Here is a 16,663-nt window from a genome sequence, read left to right on the forward strand (position 1 = left end):
TTTAAATATTCGACAATGTACAAATTATATCGACGATATGCAAATTATACATAATCTACTATTTATATGTGCAAAGTTAATAATTTAAATAATATGAACATTCGTTTATAAATGCGGTTTTTGATTTTTGTGGTATCCGTAATATTTTAGGAGTTAGATTTATGATTAATTCAAAATATTATGATATTTTTTATCAACTACATTTTTATGAAGTGTTATAGAAATCATTTTTAATTTGAAATAAGCCTCACTCATGTAGATAAAACCGTTATTTGCAATACGTTCGGAGTTTTTTCCCCATGAATTCTTTACTTTATAGTATGTATTTCCGTTTTGATCTTTTACTAATCCTGTAATATGCATTAAATGATCGTCTGTGGTATTGAAATTTTCAAATTCTTGTTGTCTGTACGCTTGTGTAATCTCTTTTTCTGGTACAATTTCGGTCAATTCCTTTAGGTTTACATTGCTGTCTTCTGGAATTATTGCCATACCAGGATTTGCTGTAAATGTACTTTCACTTACATCGCAATCTAAAGCTATTGTATATCCTTTTTTAAGAGCATTATTTACCGTTTTAACTGCATCTTCAATTGTGATGTTGTAGAAACTCCCGTTTGAAAAATTATCAGGAATGTTTAAAACGAAATTGGTGTAATATGGTTCATGAGAAAAAGATGTTAAACTCACATAATCATCTGGATTAATTTTAGTCATTTCTAAAAATGATTTTGGAGTATATTGTATACCTTCATAATTAAAAGTTTCAACGTTTTTACCTAAGTAAATGTCCAAAATCGATTCTGTAACTTGTTTCCATTTTGGAGATAGTGGTTTTTTTACATCGTTTACATAGGTATTTAAAACACCAGTTAAAACTGTAATCATTTCAGAATGGTTATGTCTTGTATTAGCTTCATCCAGTCCTGTAAAAACAAAACTAGGAACTAAACCATGATCTTTTACGCTGTTTAAAACATCGTGAGCCAAGCCACCTTCGCTAAATTGTGTTTTTCCTTGGCGCATTATATAGTTCCAAGCTTTTTTAGGATAGGTATTACGTACCGTGTACATTTCAGATAAATCAATTTTTTTACCTGTAAGTCTTATTATTTCGCTTTCTAAAAATGAAGACGTAGAAAAACTCCAACATGTTCCTGTATTTCCTTGACTAATAACATCGGTAGTTTCAATATCTATTACAGTTTCAAACTTATAAGTTTGTGCATTTATAGAGATACAAATGAAGAGCAAAACAAGTAATGAAATATTATTTTTCATAGGGAATGAATGGTTTTAATGAAATAAAATTTATTTTTGGCTAAAATAAAGAAAATGAGTCAAGAAAATTGGATAACTGTTAAAGAATATACAGATATTACATATAAAAAATGTAATGGTGTAGCGCGAATCGCGTTTAACAGACCAGATGTTAGAAATGCATTTAGACCAAAAACAACGGCAGAACTGTATGATGCATTTTATGATGCGAATGAAGATGTGAATATTGGTGTGGTATTATTATCTGCCGAAGGGCCTTCTACTAAAGATGGTGTGTATTCTTTTTGTAGTGGTGGAGATCAAAAAGCACGAGGTCATCAAGGTTATGTAGGAGAAGATGGGTATCATCGTTTAAATATATTAGAAGTTCAGCGTTTAATTCGTTTTATGCCTAAAGTTGTGATAGCAGTAGTTCCTGGTTGGGCTGTTGGTGGCGGACATAGTTTGCATGTAATTTGTGATTTAACTTTAGCAAGTAAAGAACACGCTATTTTTAAACAAACAGATGCCGACGTTACTAGTTTTGATGGTGGTTATGGCTCGGCTTATTTGGCTAAAATGGTAGGGCAGAAAAGAGCGCGTGAAATTTTCTTTTTAGGACGAAATTACTCAGCACAAGAAGCTTATGATATGGGCATGGTAAACGCCGTTATCCCACACGATGAATTAGAAAGTACAGCTTATGATTGGGCTCAGGAAATATTAGGAAAATCCCCAACATCGATAAAAATGTTGAAATTCGCAATGAATTTAACAGACGATGGTATGGTTGGGCAACAAGTATTCGCTGGTGAAGCAACACGTTTAGCTTATATGACAGATGAAGCCAAAGAAGGTCGAGATGCATTTCTTGAAAAAAGAAAGCCTAATTTTCCTAAAAAATGGATACCATAAATGAATAAAACAAAAATCTGGATTTCTTCTATGCGCTTGCGCACTTTACCTTTATCCATTTCCGGAATTATTTTAGCTTCCTTTTTAGCAGCTTATCAAGATGTCTTTAATTGGGTAATTTGTTTGTTGGCTATTTTGTCGACTCTAAGTTTTCAAATACTTTCCAATTTAGCAAACGACTATGGTGATGGTGTTAAAGGAACCGATAATGATGATAGAATAGGGCCGGAGCGTGCTATACAAAGTGGCGTAATATCTCCAAAGGAAATGAAAAGGGCCATTACAATAAACGTGGTAATTTCAACCATTTTGGCTTTATTGACTATTTATTTTGCTTTTGGAAGCACTCATTTTTTACTTTCAGTAGTCTTTTTTGTGCTTAGCGTTGGGGCAATAATTGCCGCAATTAAATATACAGTTGGTGGTAATGCCTATGGTTATAATGCCATGGGAGATATTTTTGTGTTTCTGTTTTTTGGTTTTGTTAGTGTTATTGGTGGTTATGTATTGTTTGCAAAAACGATAGATTTTATAGTGATTTTACCAGCCGTAATAATTGGCTTGTTAAGCACCGCTGTGTTAAACCTTAATAATATGCGTGATATAGAATCGGATACAAAATCCAATAAAATTACTTTAGCGTTAAAATTAGGTAGCTTAAAGGCTAAAACATATCATAGTTTTTTAATTATTTTGGCTATTTTACTATCCATTTTATTTGGTGTTTTGTTTTATAAGTCAGCTTTTAATTTTATTTTTTTAATTGCTTTTATACCTTTATTTCTTCATCTTAAAAAAGTGAATAACACACAAAACCCACAACATTTTGATCCTGAATTAAAAAAGTTAGCGCTTACAACGGTGCTTTTATCTATTTTACTGGGTTTGGGGCAATTGTTGTAAAAATTTAGTAAATTTAGAGTTCAATTTTAATAATTTATTTCTAATGAAAATCACATTTTACGGTCATGCTTGTTTAGGTATTAAAATAGATGATATTAGCATACTTGTCGATCCTTTTATTACAGGTAACGAAAAGGCTGCAAATATTGATATTAACACCATAGAAGCCGATTATATTATGGTTACGCATGCGCATCAAGATCATATTCTAGATGTTGAAGCCATTGCCAAACGGACTAATGCTGTTATAATTTCTAACTTCGAAATTGTAACTCATTTTGGGAATCTTGGTTTAGAAGGACACCCAATGAACCATGGAGGACAATGGGATTTTGAGTTCGGAAACGTGAAATATGTAAACGCTATTCACACCTCGTCTTTTCCTGATGGTACTTATGGTGGGCAGCCAGGCGGTTTTATAATTGAAAGTGAGCATAAAAATATTTATATCGCTGGAGATACGGCTTTAACGTTTGATATGAAATTAATTCCGATGCAAACCAAACTAGACTTGGCAATTCTTCCTATTGGTGATAATTTTACTATGGGTATTAACGATGCCATTTTAGCGAGCGATTTTGTGGAATGCGATAAAATATTAGGTTGTCATTTTGATACTTTTGGTTACATCGAAATCGATCACGAGGTCGCAAAGCGAAAATTTTTCGAGAAGGATAAAGATTTAATGCTTTTAGAAATAGGAGAGAGTATTGAGCTTTAAATACGCATCGTAATTTTTAATCTGTTTGTTTTTAAATTTGAATCATCTGGTTTTTAAGACCTTATTTCGTTGTAATAATTCTAATTTTATATAAAAAGTGGTTTATTATGACTTTATGTGTCTAATAATTATCAATTTTATATTAAAAGAATAAACAACTAATCAATCTGAAAATTTTATGATAATCCTTGTTAAGTTTTAATGTTTCATGGAATAAATTATTAATTTAGCATGACTATGACGGCAACTTACCAACCATATACTTTAAACTTCAAACAAGCCAGCGGTACATCGCGAGGTATTTTGAAAACTAAAGAAACTTGGTTTATTATCTTAGATAAAGGACCCAAGAAAGGTGTTGGAGAATGTGGAATGTTTCGAGGACTTTCTATTGATGATAGACCCGATTATGAAGAAAAACTAAAATGGGTTTGCGAAAACATAAATCTAGGTTTAGATAATTTGTTATTGCAGTTAGAAGAATTTCCTAGTATCCAATTTGGTTTAGAAATGGCATTTAAATCTATTGACAGCGTTGATGGTTTTGATTTATTTCCTTCAAAATTTACTAAAACTGAAGATAGTATTGCTATTAACGGATTAATTTGGATGGGAACGGAAAGTTTCATGAAGGAACAAATTCAGGATAAAATAGAGGCTGGTTTTAGTTGCATTAAAATGAAAATTGGTGCTATCAATTTTCAAACAGAGATTAATCTGCTAAAATCTATTCGAAAGGAATTCAATTCAAATGATATTGAATTACGTGTAGATGCTAATGGTGCTTTTAAACCTTCGGAAGCTTTAGAAAAACTGAAAATATTATCAGATTTCGATTTACATTCCATTGAACAGCCTATAAAACAAGGCCAAATAGTCGAAATGGCAAAACTTTGCGAAGCTACACCATTACCTATTGCTCTAGACGAGGAACTTATAGGTGTGTTTTCCGAAGAAAAAAAACAAGTATTACTAGAAGCTATTTGTCCACAATATATTATTCTAAAACCAACTTTAATTGGGGGTTTTAAAGGGAGCGACTCTTGGATTAGTTTAGCCAACAAACAAAATATAGGTTGGTGGATTACAAGTGCCTTAGAGAGCAATGTGGGGTTAAATGCCATCGCGCAATATACGTATGCTTTAAACAGTAATTTGCCACAAGGTTTAGGAACTGGTAGTTTGTTTTCTAATAATTTTGAGTCACCACTTTTAGTTAAAAATGGTACATTGCAGTATAATAAGGTCGAACCTTGGAAATTTAATTTAGAAGTATGTATATAGCTCAAGCCTTTAAAGGTTTACACGATTGGTGGCGATATTTATTAGGTGTATTAATAATTTTTATAGCTTGGCAAATGATAGGTATGATTCCTCTGGGAATTGTATTAGGCATAAAAGTTTTTCAAACAGGCGATATGCCAGTTACTATCCCAGATATGATTGAGGCTTTGGGTAGTAATTTATTTCTGTTTTTAATGCTGTTGTCTTTTGCAGCAGGATTGGCAGGTGTTATTTTTTCGGCTAAAGTTTTACATAAACAGTCGTTTGTGCAATTAACAACGGCGAGAAAAAAAATAGATTGGAAACGTTTTTGGTTTATTTTTTTTCTATGGGGTGTTATTTCATCTAGTTTTGTATTGGTGGATTATTTCTTTTTTGCTCCAGAAGACTATGTGCTTAATTTTAAATTAAAACCATTTTTAATATTAGCAGCTATAGCTATTACATTAATACCGTTACAAACGAGTTTCGAAGAGTATTTTTTTAGAGGCTACTTAATGCAAGGTATTGGTGTGGTATTTAAAAATAAATGGTTACCACTTTTAATAACTTCTGTTGGTTTTGGACTTATGCATATTGCAAATCCTGAAGTGGAGCAATTAGGGCCAGTAATTATGGTTTATTACATAGGCACAGGTTTGTTTTTAGGTGTTTTAACTTTAATGGACGAAGGCTTAGAACTTGCCTTAGGTTTCCATGCAGCCAATAATTTATTTACAGCTTTGTTAGTTACTGCCGATTGGACAGCCTTTCAAACCGATTCAATTTTAAAAGATATGTCCGATCCTGATACTATGGCCTTGGGCGAAATATTTATACCTGTATTTGTAGTTTTTCCAATACTTTTATTTATTCTTTCTAAGAAATATAATTGGACCAATTGGAAAGATAAACTTATAGGCAACGTTACCGAACCAACAAAAGAAGACTATAAAATAATAGAATAATTATGATACCAGATTACACTAAAGTACATGTAAGGTTTAAATTAAATGATCACCATTATTCTCACGAAGACTTAATGGAAGTAGCGTATAGCTTTGTAAAAGAAGGAGATGCTTACGAACGAGAATTGGGTGAATTTTTACTTGATTGGTTGGATAGGCATGATTTTATAAAAGTGCGTACATCTGGATCTACTGGTAGGCCAAAGGAGATAATGATTAAAAAAGAAGCCATGATAAAATCGGCTATTGCTACGGGCAATTTCTTTAATCTTACGCCAGGTAAAAAAGTATTACATTGCTTGCCATCAAATTTTATTGCTGGTAAAATGATGATTGTTCGGGCTATTGTTTTAGGTCTAGAATTGGATATTGTAGAGCCTGCTGCTTTTCCAAGAATAGATTACGAGAAGGATTATGAGTTTTGCGCTTTTACACCTATGCAACTTAAAAATTTCGCAAAATATTTTGATAAAATAAAAACTGTAATTGTTGGTGGCGGACGCGTTTCTGAAAGTATAAAAGCTTTAATTCAAGATAAAAAACCTATGGTTTATGAAACCTATGGTATGACAGAAACTGTTTCACATATTGCTGTTAAAAAGATTAATAATTTCACAGATTCCGATTCCAAAACATGTTTTAAAACTTTACCAGGAATTACGGTCTCTACAGACGATAGAAGTTGTTTGGTTATTGATGCACCAGAACTTTTAGATGAAAAAATTATTACTAACGATATAGTAAAAACACATTCGGATTCTAGTTTTGAATGGTTAGGTCGTTTTGATAACGTGATTAATTCTGGCGGGATAAAATTATACCCTGAGGTAATCGAACATAAACTTCAATGTAAAATTGAACAACAATTTTTTATTACATCTATCCCAGATGAAACTTTAGGTGAAAAAGCTATTTTAATTATTGAAGGTAAAAATAAAAAGCTAGATGATTCTATTTTTGATGGTTTAGATAAATATGAAAAGCCGAAAGCTATTTATACAGTAAATAAATTTATTAATACTGCTTCAGGGAAAATTCATCGTAAAAATACTTTAGATCAAATTACTTTTTAAGTAAATATAAAGCATCACTTAATAATACCTACAAGGTTTTTATAACCTTGTAGGTATTATTTTTTAGTTTAAATTAAAGTAATATTATTCCTTTGAATAATATTTTAAAATTAATAAGTAGAAACTGTAACTTTACAGCTTTTTTTAATACTTATAGAAAAATAATAATTATGGATTTTATAAAACGTGTATTATCAACAGTAACAGGAATTATTTTATTCTGTGTGCTTTTCTTTTTGGGTATTGTTCTTTTAGGAGCTATTTTCGGCTCTGGAGGTGATGATGTTGTTCAAGTAAGAGACAATTCTATTTTAGAACTAAAACTAGATTTTCCTATTAAGGATTACGCAGGAAAAACTGAGTTTGCAGAATATCCATTTTTAAATGAAGACAAGAAAAATGGGCTTTTCAATATAATTGATGCTATTAATTTTGCGGCAACAGATGATAAAATTAAAGGAATTTCTATTGATAATAATTTTATAGATGCTGGAATATCGCAAACTAAAGCTTTAAGAAATGCACTTTTAAAATTTAAAGAATCTGGAAAGTTTATTGTGGCTTACGCCGATGTTTATACGCAAAAAGATTACTATTTATCTTCGGTTGCTGATACTATTTATATGAACCCTGTTGGGATGATGGAGTTTAAAGGTTTGTCTTCCGAACAATTATACTTCAAAGATTTTCAAGAAAAATCTGGAGTTAAAATGGAAGTGGTTCGCTTTGGTAAATATAAAAGTGCTGTTGAGCCATTTTTAGAAAATGAAATGAGCGACAATAATCGTGAACAAATTACGGTGTATTTAAATTCACTTTGGAATGAAATGAAACAAGACATTTCTAAAAGTAGAATGATTGATGAAAGTAGATTAAATATTATTGCCGATAGCCTTTTAGCAAGAAATGCAACTTTGGCAATGTCCTCAAAAATGGTTGATAAAATTGCTTATCATGATGAGTATGTAAATGGATTAAGATATGCCGTTGGTGTTGAAAATGATAAAAAATTAAAAACGATATCTATATATGATTATGCAATCCATACAGCTAGTAAGTTGAAGTTGAAAACTAACAAAAATAGAATAGCCGTAATTTATGCTGAAGGTGAAATTATCTATGGAGAAGGCGATGAGAATAATATTGGACAAGGTACTATGAATGCATCTCTTAAGAAAGCAAGAGAGGATGATAAGGTGAAAGCAGTTGTTTTACGTATTAATTCTCCAGGAGGAAGCGCCTTAGCGAGTGAGTTAATTTGGAGAGAAATTGAATTGACTAAAAAAGTAAAACCTGTAATTGTTTCTATGGGTAATCTTGCTGCATCTGGAGGATATTATATTGCTTGCAATGCAGATAAAATTATAGCGGAACCTACAACAATTACGGGGAGTATAGGTGTGTTTGGTATGTTGCCAAACGGTAAGGTTTTAGCCGATAGAATGGGTATTAATGCAGAACAAGTGGTTACAAATAAGAATGCAGTAACTTTTAGCTTTTTTGAACCGATGAGTGAAGATCAACATGCTTTTATAAAAGAAGGTATTATAGATATTTATGAGTTGTTTACCAAAAGAGTTGCTGATGGACGAGACATGAACCAAGATGATGTTAAGGCTATTGCTCAAGGTCGTGTTTGGACAGGAAATGATGCCTTGGAAAACGGATTGGTAGATGAGTTAGGTGGATTAGATTTAGCCTTAAAATATGCAGCCGAAGCTGCTGGAATTGAAGATTATAAAATTAACGAATTTCCTATCTTTAAAAAGGACTTAGATAAAATGCTACAAGAGTTTGGTTTAGTAAAAGCTAAAGAAACTATTTTAAAAGATGAACTTGGGGAAGTGCAATATAATATTTATAAGGAAGTGAAGGCCCATGCGCAACGTAAAGGTATTCAGTTATTATTTCCTTATAGTTTGGATGTGAAGTAATCCATTTTATAAACAAAAAAAAACAGACACTTTGATAGGTGTCTGTTTTTTTTTGTTCAATTTTTTATAAGTAATTAATTATTACTATAACCTTCATTTAATTGAAGGCTTAATATCAGGCCATGGGTATTTCCTAAAGGTGAATTTTTGTTTGCTATATTGTAATTGTAAATAGCACGCATATTATTAAATAAATAAATACCAGCTAAAAAGTTGATAGAATTACTTGTTCTATATCCTGTTCCTATTTCAAACTTATTTTTAAAACTAAGCGCAACATTAAAATCTGCTTGTAATGGTGCTCCATCTTCATATTTAATTAGCATATTTGGTTTTATCATAAAATCTTCAAAGCGGTTATTGTAAATACGGTAACCAAAATATCCATAATAAGGGCTGTTTAGTACTAAGTTTTTGTCTGAAGCTAAGCTATCTCCCATAACATTTGGAGTCGAAAAACCAACGTAAAAGGAAGCATGGTTAAAAAGAAAACTAAGACCTATGGTTGGTATAGATGTATTTATATCTTGGGCAAATTTAGGGTCTCCTATGATACCTAATTCGGTTAAGTTACTTTGATATTGCTGTAATCCAGCAGTAATACCAAAGGATAGAACTCCTGTATCATACAATTGCCAATAAGGTCTATTACTTTTAAAATCAAAAAATATTTTATACGAGTATGCGGCGAAAAAAGAAGTTGATTTGGTAATACCTATTTCGTCTCGTATTATGGCTGCACCGATACCCATCTTGTTTTCATTTAAAGAGCCATGCCCACTTAGTGAAAAACTTATTGGACTACCTTCGAACTGATTGAAAAAACCAGTATTACTCATAGAGAACTCTGTGTTTTTTGTTAAGCCAGCGTACGCTGCATTTATTATAAAAGGATTGTAATTGTATTCTGAAAATGTAGGTGTTTGTTGTGCGTTTATACAGTGTGCAAACCCTATAAGTATAGCTATTGCTATTGTTTTTTTTGTGAAATTCATTGATTTGGGTTTATCTTTTTATAACAACAAAGCCTTGTAGTTTGTCAAAATTATGTGAGCCTTTAATTGAGAAATTAAAGAAGTAAGTTCCTTCAGGTAATATATCTGCTCCCATTTTGGTCTTTTTGTTAGCGATACCTCTAAACACATTAGTTGTGTTGTTATAGCCTTTAGTTTGAAATACCATATCTCCCCAACGGTTATAAATAGTAACGATGTTATCAGGGTGGACTTCTATGCCTTCAATGGTCCAGAAATCATTAATGCCATCATTATCCGGCGAAAACCCATATTTAACATCATTTTTTGGAAGGGTTAATGTTGTGAAAATGCTTTCTGTACAAGATTCAGCATCTCCCATAACGTTATACGGCGTGATATTTACATAGTAAGACGTTCCTTCTAGTAAGTCGTTATCTAAACTATAAGATGTAGAAAACCCGATATCATAATTATCTATTATCTGTGTTCCTCCAGATGTAGAACCTATGGAAATTTTGTATCCATCTGCACCTGTAACAGGTTCCCAATCAATAGTAGTCTCTATTGAGATATCTATATCGTTATTAACAGGATTATTAAGTGTTGTACAATTGGGAATCGTTAGAAGTGTTTCTGTAGCAAATGATTCCTCAGTACATCCTGTGGCATTGCCTACCGCGTTGTATGGTGTAATGGTTACAAATATAGTTTCTGTTTCAGGTAAATCTGAAGTTAAGTTGTAAGTTGTTACATTTCCAACATCTTCGTTATCTAAAATATCTGTAGCACCTGAGGTTGTCCCCACGGAAATAATATATCCAGCGGTATCTGCTGNCAGCTATCCAACTTAAATCTGTAGTAATATCTACATCTGTATCATTGTTTAACGGATTATTAAGTGTTGTGCAATTAGGGGTCGTTGGTAAGGTTTCTGTAACAAACGATTCCTCAGTACATCCTGTGGCATTGCCTACCGCGTTGTATGGTGTAATGGTTACAAATATAGTTTCTGTTTCAGGTAAATCTGAAGTTAAGTTGTAAGTTGTTACATTTCCAACATCTTCGTTATCTAAAATATCGGTAGCGCCTGAAGTTGTTCCCACGGAAATAATATATCCAGCGGTATCTGTTGTAGCTATCCAACTTAAATCTGCAGTAATATCTACATCTGTATCATTGTTTAGCGGATTATTAAGTGTTGTGCAATTAGGAGCCGTTGGTAAGGTTTCTGTAGTAAAAGATTCTTCTGTGCATCCAGTAGCATCACCTATATCGCCGTATGGAATTATAGTAACAAAAATAGTAGTAGTTTCAGGTAAGTCTGTTACTAAATCGTAGGTTGTTATATTGCCCACATCTGTTAGAGTAAGAATATCTGTTGCTCCTGTTGTGGTGCCTATAGATATTTTATAACCATTAGCTGTTGCATTACTAGCCCAAGTTAAATTTGTTGATATAGAAATATCTGTTGCGTTGTTTAGTGGACTTGTAAGGCTTGTGCATGTTTGAGTATCTGTGCTTGCAAAAGATCCTGTTCTAAAACTTTCTTCGTTACAACTTGTTGCGTCACCAACTTCATTATAAGGCGTAATGTTTACAAAAATTAATCGATTAGCATTTAGATTATCAGGAAGATCATAAGTTGTTACATTACCTACGTCAATATTATTAAGAACTTCAATTCCTCCTCCTGTAGTACCTACAGAAAGTAGGTATCCTGTTGTATTTGGTGTAGCGTTCCAACTAATATCTGTATCTGTTGGAACATCTGTAGCTCCATTTAAAGGAGATGTTAAGCTTGTACACGTTGGAGCAACAGGGATAATTTCTGTAGTGAAACTTTCTTCGGAACAGGTTGTTGCATCTCCAGTGGCATTATAAGGCGTTATTTTGATATAAATTTTAGTGTTTTCAGGAAGGTCTGAAGGTAAATCGTAAACCGTTACATTGGCTACATCAATATCATTTAGTATATCGGTAGCACCTGAAGTTGTTCCTGCTGTAATTCTATATCCATCTGCATTCGCAATTGGCGTCCACTCTAAGTTGCTTTCTACAGAAATATCTATAGTTTCATCTAAAGGCGTTGTTAAAGAAGTACATTCAGGAACTGTTGGAACACTATTGTTGGTAATAGTAAAACTTTCCATGGTACACCCTGTTGGTTCTCCTTCATCATTAAAAGGAGTAATAGTAACTTCTACAATTTCATTGCCTGAAAAATCTAATGAAAATTGATACGATGGATCTGTTACTGTTTCGTTATCTACTAATAAAACGTTTCCGGGTTGAGTTATAACCGTTAGTTTATATCCTCTGGCATAAAGAGTAGGTTCCCAAGTAAGGTTTGTATTAACAGGTACATCTGTATCTCCATTTGCAGGAGAAATAAGTTGGGTACAAGCAGGAATCGGGCAGTCTAAAATATCACCTGTAAATGTCCAACCATAAGTATCAATCATGGATTGTCTTTCTTCCAGGGCGTCACAATAAAGTAAGCTTTGAGCTCCAAGGTTTATGTTAGGAGTTAAGACTAGCTTAGACCAAGCTACTAAAGTTGCATCATAGTTTTCTCTAGTTAATGCTGTATTATCTAACATATATTGCATGTTAGTAACACGACTAACATCCCAAGTACTAAACTCTTGGTTTAAAGCCGTAGCATTGCTAAACATATAACGCATACTTGTTTCTCCAATATCCCAACGATCTAACGCTTGATCGAAAGATGAGGCGTTTCTAAACATGGCGTCCATATTTAAGACATTTGAAACTCGCCAGCTATTAATAGTTTGATTAAAAGCGGTAGCATTATAAAACATTTCTTCCATGGTAGTAACGGCTCTAACATTCCAACTATCAATAATCTTGTTGAATACAGTGGCCCCACTAAACATTTCTTCCATAGTTGTTACAGAGGCAACATTCCATGAATTCATGGTTTGGTTATAGCTTGAAGCATTTTTAAACATGGCTTCCATGGTCTTTACAAAGGAAACATTCCAGTTGTCTATGTTTTGATTAAAAGCAGTTGCTCCACTAAACATTTCCTCCATGGTTAATACTTCTCCTGTGTTCCAATTGTCTAATGATTCATTAAAAACAATAGCATTTTTAAACATTTCTTCCATGGTTGTAACAGAAGCAACATTCCAAGTGTTAATAGGTTGGTTAAAGGCTCTAGCATCTTCAAACATAGAAGGCATCAAAGTTACAGAGCTAACATTCCAAGTACTTAAGTCTTGGTTAAAAATCAAAGCTTTTTCAAACATAGAAGTCATGTTGGCAACAGCACTTACATTCCAAATGTTTAATGGCTGATTAAAGACTTCAGCACTTTCAAACATAGAAGTCATATCTACTACAGAGTTAACGTCCCAACCGTTTAATGGTTCGTTAAAGGCTTTAGCACTCTCAAACGTTGACGCCATATTTATAACATTGGTTACGTTCCATGTATTAATATTTTGGTTAAACGTTTCAGCACTTTCAAACATAGATTGCATGTTGGTTACAGAAGTCACATCCCAATTATTTAAAGGCATGTTAAAGTTTGTAGCACTGTTAAACATAGAATTCATATCAGTAACGGCACTTACAATCCAGCTATTAATATTTTGATTGAATGCTGTGGCGTTTTCAAACATAGAAGACATGTTGGTAACGTTGCTAACAATCCAGTTATCTATTGGTTGATCAAAAGCGATTGCGTCGTTAAACATTTCTTCCATGGAGTTAACAGATGACACATCCCAACCGAGTAACGGTTGATTGAATAGACTGGCTCTATCAAACATGCGCCTCATGGTAGTTACGGAACCTACATCCCAGTTGTTGATGTTTTGATTAAATATACTGGCATATGAAAACATTCCGAGCATATTTGTAACATTACTTGTAATCCAGTTGTCTAGTGGTTGGTCAAAATTTCTCGTACTAGAAAACATATACTGCATATTGGTGACGCTAGAGACATCCCAATCATTTAAAGGCTGGTTAAAAACAGTTGCGCTTTGAAACATACTAGACATGTCTTCTATATTACTAACATCCCAATCGTTTATATCACCATTAAAAAGACTAGCTGATCCAAACATACGATACGCGGTTGTTACCTGTGATAAATCTGGTATATCTGTGGCGTTGTATTCCATATTCGAACATCCGTAGAAAGCATCCTTCATAGATTGCCATTGCTGGGTTCCCCATTGGTCTATCGATAGAAGTTTCTTGCTGTCAGAAAAATAAGAAGAGTAATAGTGAGCAGGATAATCTCCAATAATACTGATAGTATAAATACCAGGAACAAGGTAAGTATGTGTAATATCTCCTGTAACATTATTGTTAAATTGATTGTCTCCCCAATCTATAGAGTAGTTATAAGTTAAATAATCTGGATACCCAGAATTAGCATCTATTTCAAGTTGATTTGCAGCACTAGTGTAGCTTTCTGCTATGCTCGTGTCAATCGTAAGTTTAAAAGCGGTAGGATCGTTTACCCAATTAGATATAACGGTAAAACTTTCCTCTGTGCACCCTGTAGCATCACCATCAGTTGTATTGTAAGGCACAATGGTTACATAAACAGTGTCGCCAGGAGTTAGATCTGATGTAAAGTCCAAACCAGTAACGTAGCCCACGTCTAAATCGGTTTCTGTAGCGGTAATGGCACCTCCGTTTTCTATTCGATAACTAACTTTATAACCTGTAGCTCCAGGTACGGCTTCCCAAGTTATATTAGTGTTAGAAGGTACGTTAGTATCACCATTAACAGGAGAAACCAAAGAGGTGCAAAGCACAAACGAACAGTTAATAATGTCATCGTTGATTGTCCAGTTAGAATTATCTATTAGGTTTTGTCGTTGATCTCTACTGTCGCAATAATTTAATCCAGCAGCACCAAGAGTCACATTATCTTTTACAGATTGCGATTCCCAACTTATTAATGTATTATCATAATTAGTTTGAGAAAGCCCCGAGTTGTCTAACATATCAGACATATTTGATATGTTACTTATGTTCCAAGAACCTAAACTTTGATTAAATGTAGACGCATTTCCAAACATGGCAGACATATTTGATACGGCAGAAGTATCCCAGTTGTTTAGAGGCTGGTTAAATGCTGTAACAGTGTTATAAGTATAAAACATGTAAGACATGTTGGTTACAGCCGAGGTCTCCCAACCATTTAACGCTTGATTAAATGCTAGCGCTCGATTAAACATAGAACTCATGTTTCTAACTTTACTAACATCCCAAATTTCAAGAGGCTGATTAAACGTGTCAGTTAAATAAAACATAGAGCTCATATTGGTAACATTACCAACATCCCAGCTAGCAATAGCTTGGTTAAAAGCATCGGCATCTTCAAACATAGAACTCATGTCAATAACATTACTAACATCCCAACCTGTAATATCCTGATTAAAGATTTCGGTATCTTCAAACATCGATTCCATGTCTGTAACCGCACTAACAATCCAATTATTTAAAGGTTGATTAAAATATCTGTTATCTCTAAACATGAAACTCATGTTTGTTACATTGTTAACGACCCAATTGTTTAATTGTTGGTTGAATTTACCACCCCAGCTATATCCATCAAACATACTCGTCATATTAGTAACATTGCTAACATCCCATTCGTTTAAAGGTTGGTCAAAGGTTCTATGCCTATAAAACATGTAAGACATGTCGGTAACATTACTAACATTCCAAATCTCTATAGGTTGATTAAACTCCGATTGTCCGAACATTCTAGACATATTGGTAACATTATCAACAGTCCAGTTATTTAAGGGTAAATTAAAATCTGATGAGTAGAACATGTAATACATATTAGTAACATTGTTTACTATCCAGTTGTTTAAAGGTTGGTTGTAAATAGTACCATAAAACATGTAAGACATATCCGTGACTCTACTAACATCCCAACCATTTATATTTTGATTAAACGTAAAAGCAGAATAAAACATTTTGGTCATGTTTGTTACCTGTGCCGTATTCCAATTGTCTAAGGGTTCGTTAAAATTTGACGCACGATAGAATGTTTCAGACATATCTGTTACATTTCCTGTATTCCATAGATCTAGAGGTCTATTAAAGATATCTGTTCCGTAAAACAAACCTGAAATATTGGTAATAGTACTGATGTCCCAATTATTGATAATACCGTTAAAAGATGTGGCAGCTTTAAACATGTTTTTAAGAGAAGTCACTTGTGATAAGTCAGGAGAATCTATGGCATCAAAATTTAAATTTTCACAACCATAAAAAGCGTTTTCCATAGTTTGCCATTGGATGTTACCCCAATTTAAAATCTCTATAATTTTTAATTTGTCACCTTGATTGTTAAAATATATAGAAGGAAAAGTACCATCAATAGTTACAGTATATGTGTTTGGAGTAGCATAGGTATGGGTAATATCTCCAGTAACTCCCGCGTCAGTCTGTCCATCTCCCCAATCTACGTTGTAATTATAAGTGTAACTTGGGTTTGTTGGTATTGCAATTTCATTAATAGCAGAAGTCCCTGTGTCTGTATTCGAAGTATTCCAAAGAGATAAGAATTCCGTTTGTGAAAATGAAGTGAGACTTAAAAATAAAAAGAGCAGGTTAATTATATATTTCATATTAGGGATTTAAAGAT

At 33.1% G+C, this 16,663-nt stretch carries 11 protein-coding genes; 7 read left to right on the plus strand and 4 right to left on the minus strand.

From position 1 onward, the window contains the following. Positions 1-165: 165 nt before the first annotated feature. Positions 166-1,281, minus strand: coding sequence for a C1 family peptidase (locus M4I23_RS17660; RefSeq protein WP_158851194.1), 1,116 nt, complete (start codon positions 1,279-1,281; stop codon positions 166-168). 54 nt (positions 1,282-1,335) lie between these two features. Here M4I23_RS17660 and M4I23_RS17665 point away from each other — a divergent pair, with 54 nt between their 5' ends. The 7 genes from M4I23_RS17665 (at position 1,336) to sppA (ending at position 9,037) form a co-directional block, all read left to right on the plus strand. Next, entirely contained in the window at positions 1,336-2,175 is an 840-nt protein-coding gene (locus M4I23_RS17665; protein WP_158851192.1) for a 1,4-dihydroxy-2-naphthoyl-CoA synthase, read from the plus strand. Then, entirely contained in the window at positions 2,176-3,078 is a 903-nt protein-coding gene (menA, locus tag M4I23_RS17670) for a 1,4-dihydroxy-2-naphthoate octaprenyltransferase (protein WP_249755276.1), read from the plus strand. Positions 3,079-3,121: 43 nt separating this feature from the next. Then, positions 3,122-3,799, plus strand: coding sequence for a metal-dependent hydrolase (locus M4I23_RS17675; RefSeq protein WP_249755277.1), 678 nt, complete (start codon positions 3,122-3,124; stop codon positions 3,797-3,799). A gap of 237 nt (positions 3,800-4,036) precedes the next feature. Then, positions 4,037-5,083 (plus strand): o-succinylbenzoate synthase, encoded by a 1,047-nt coding sequence (locus tag M4I23_RS17680; protein WP_249755278.1) that lies wholly within the window; start codon positions 4,037-4,039, stop codon positions 5,081-5,083. Further along, positions 5,074-6,030, plus strand: a complete 957-nt coding sequence (locus M4I23_RS17685) for a CPBP family intramembrane glutamic endopeptidase (protein ID WP_249755279.1) — start codon at positions 5,074-5,076, stop codon at positions 6,028-6,030. The genes M4I23_RS17680 and M4I23_RS17685 overlap by 10 nt, the downstream gene beginning before the upstream one ends. Before the next feature lie 2 nt (positions 6,031-6,032). Next, positions 6,033-7,103, plus strand: coding sequence for an AMP-binding protein (locus tag M4I23_RS17690; protein WP_249755280.1), 1,071 nt, complete (start codon positions 6,033-6,035; stop codon positions 7,101-7,103). Positions 7,104-7,273: 170 nt separating this feature from the next. After that, positions 7,274-9,037, plus strand: coding sequence for a signal peptide peptidase SppA (sppA, locus tag M4I23_RS17695; RefSeq protein WP_249755281.1), 1,764 nt, complete (start codon positions 7,274-7,276; stop codon positions 9,035-9,037). 74 nt (positions 9,038-9,111) lie between these two features. Here sppA and M4I23_RS17700 read toward each other — a convergent pair whose 3' ends face one another. The 3 genes from M4I23_RS17700 to M4I23_RS17710 are packed head-to-tail and all read right to left on the minus strand — an operon-like array spanning position 9,112 to position 16,646. Then, positions 9,112-10,032: a PorP/SprF family type IX secretion system membrane protein gene (locus M4I23_RS17700; protein ID WP_249755282.1), complete on the minus strand. Its 921-nt coding sequence runs from the start codon at positions 10,030-10,032 to the stop codon at positions 9,112-9,114. A gap of 10 nt (positions 10,033-10,042) precedes the next feature. Then, positions 10,043-10,819 carry a gliding motility-associated C-terminal domain-containing protein gene (locus M4I23_RS19975; RefSeq protein ID WP_249755283.1) on the minus strand — a complete coding sequence of 259 codons (777 nt, stop codon included), beginning with the start codon at positions 10,817-10,819 and terminating at the stop codon, positions 10,043-10,045. Continuing rightward, positions 10,782-16,646, minus strand: coding sequence for a BspA family leucine-rich repeat surface protein (locus M4I23_RS17710; protein ID WP_249755284.1), 5,865 nt, complete (start codon positions 16,644-16,646; stop codon positions 10,782-10,784). The genes M4I23_RS19975 and M4I23_RS17710 overlap by 38 nt, the downstream gene beginning before the upstream one ends. Positions 16,647-16,663: the final 17 nt, after the last annotated feature.

Origin of the sequence: Algibacter sp. L4_22 (assembly GCF_023473045.1) — a bacterium.
In the GTDB taxonomy this organism is placed as follows: Bacteria; Bacteroidota; Bacteroidia; order Flavobacteriales; family Flavobacteriaceae; genus Algibacter.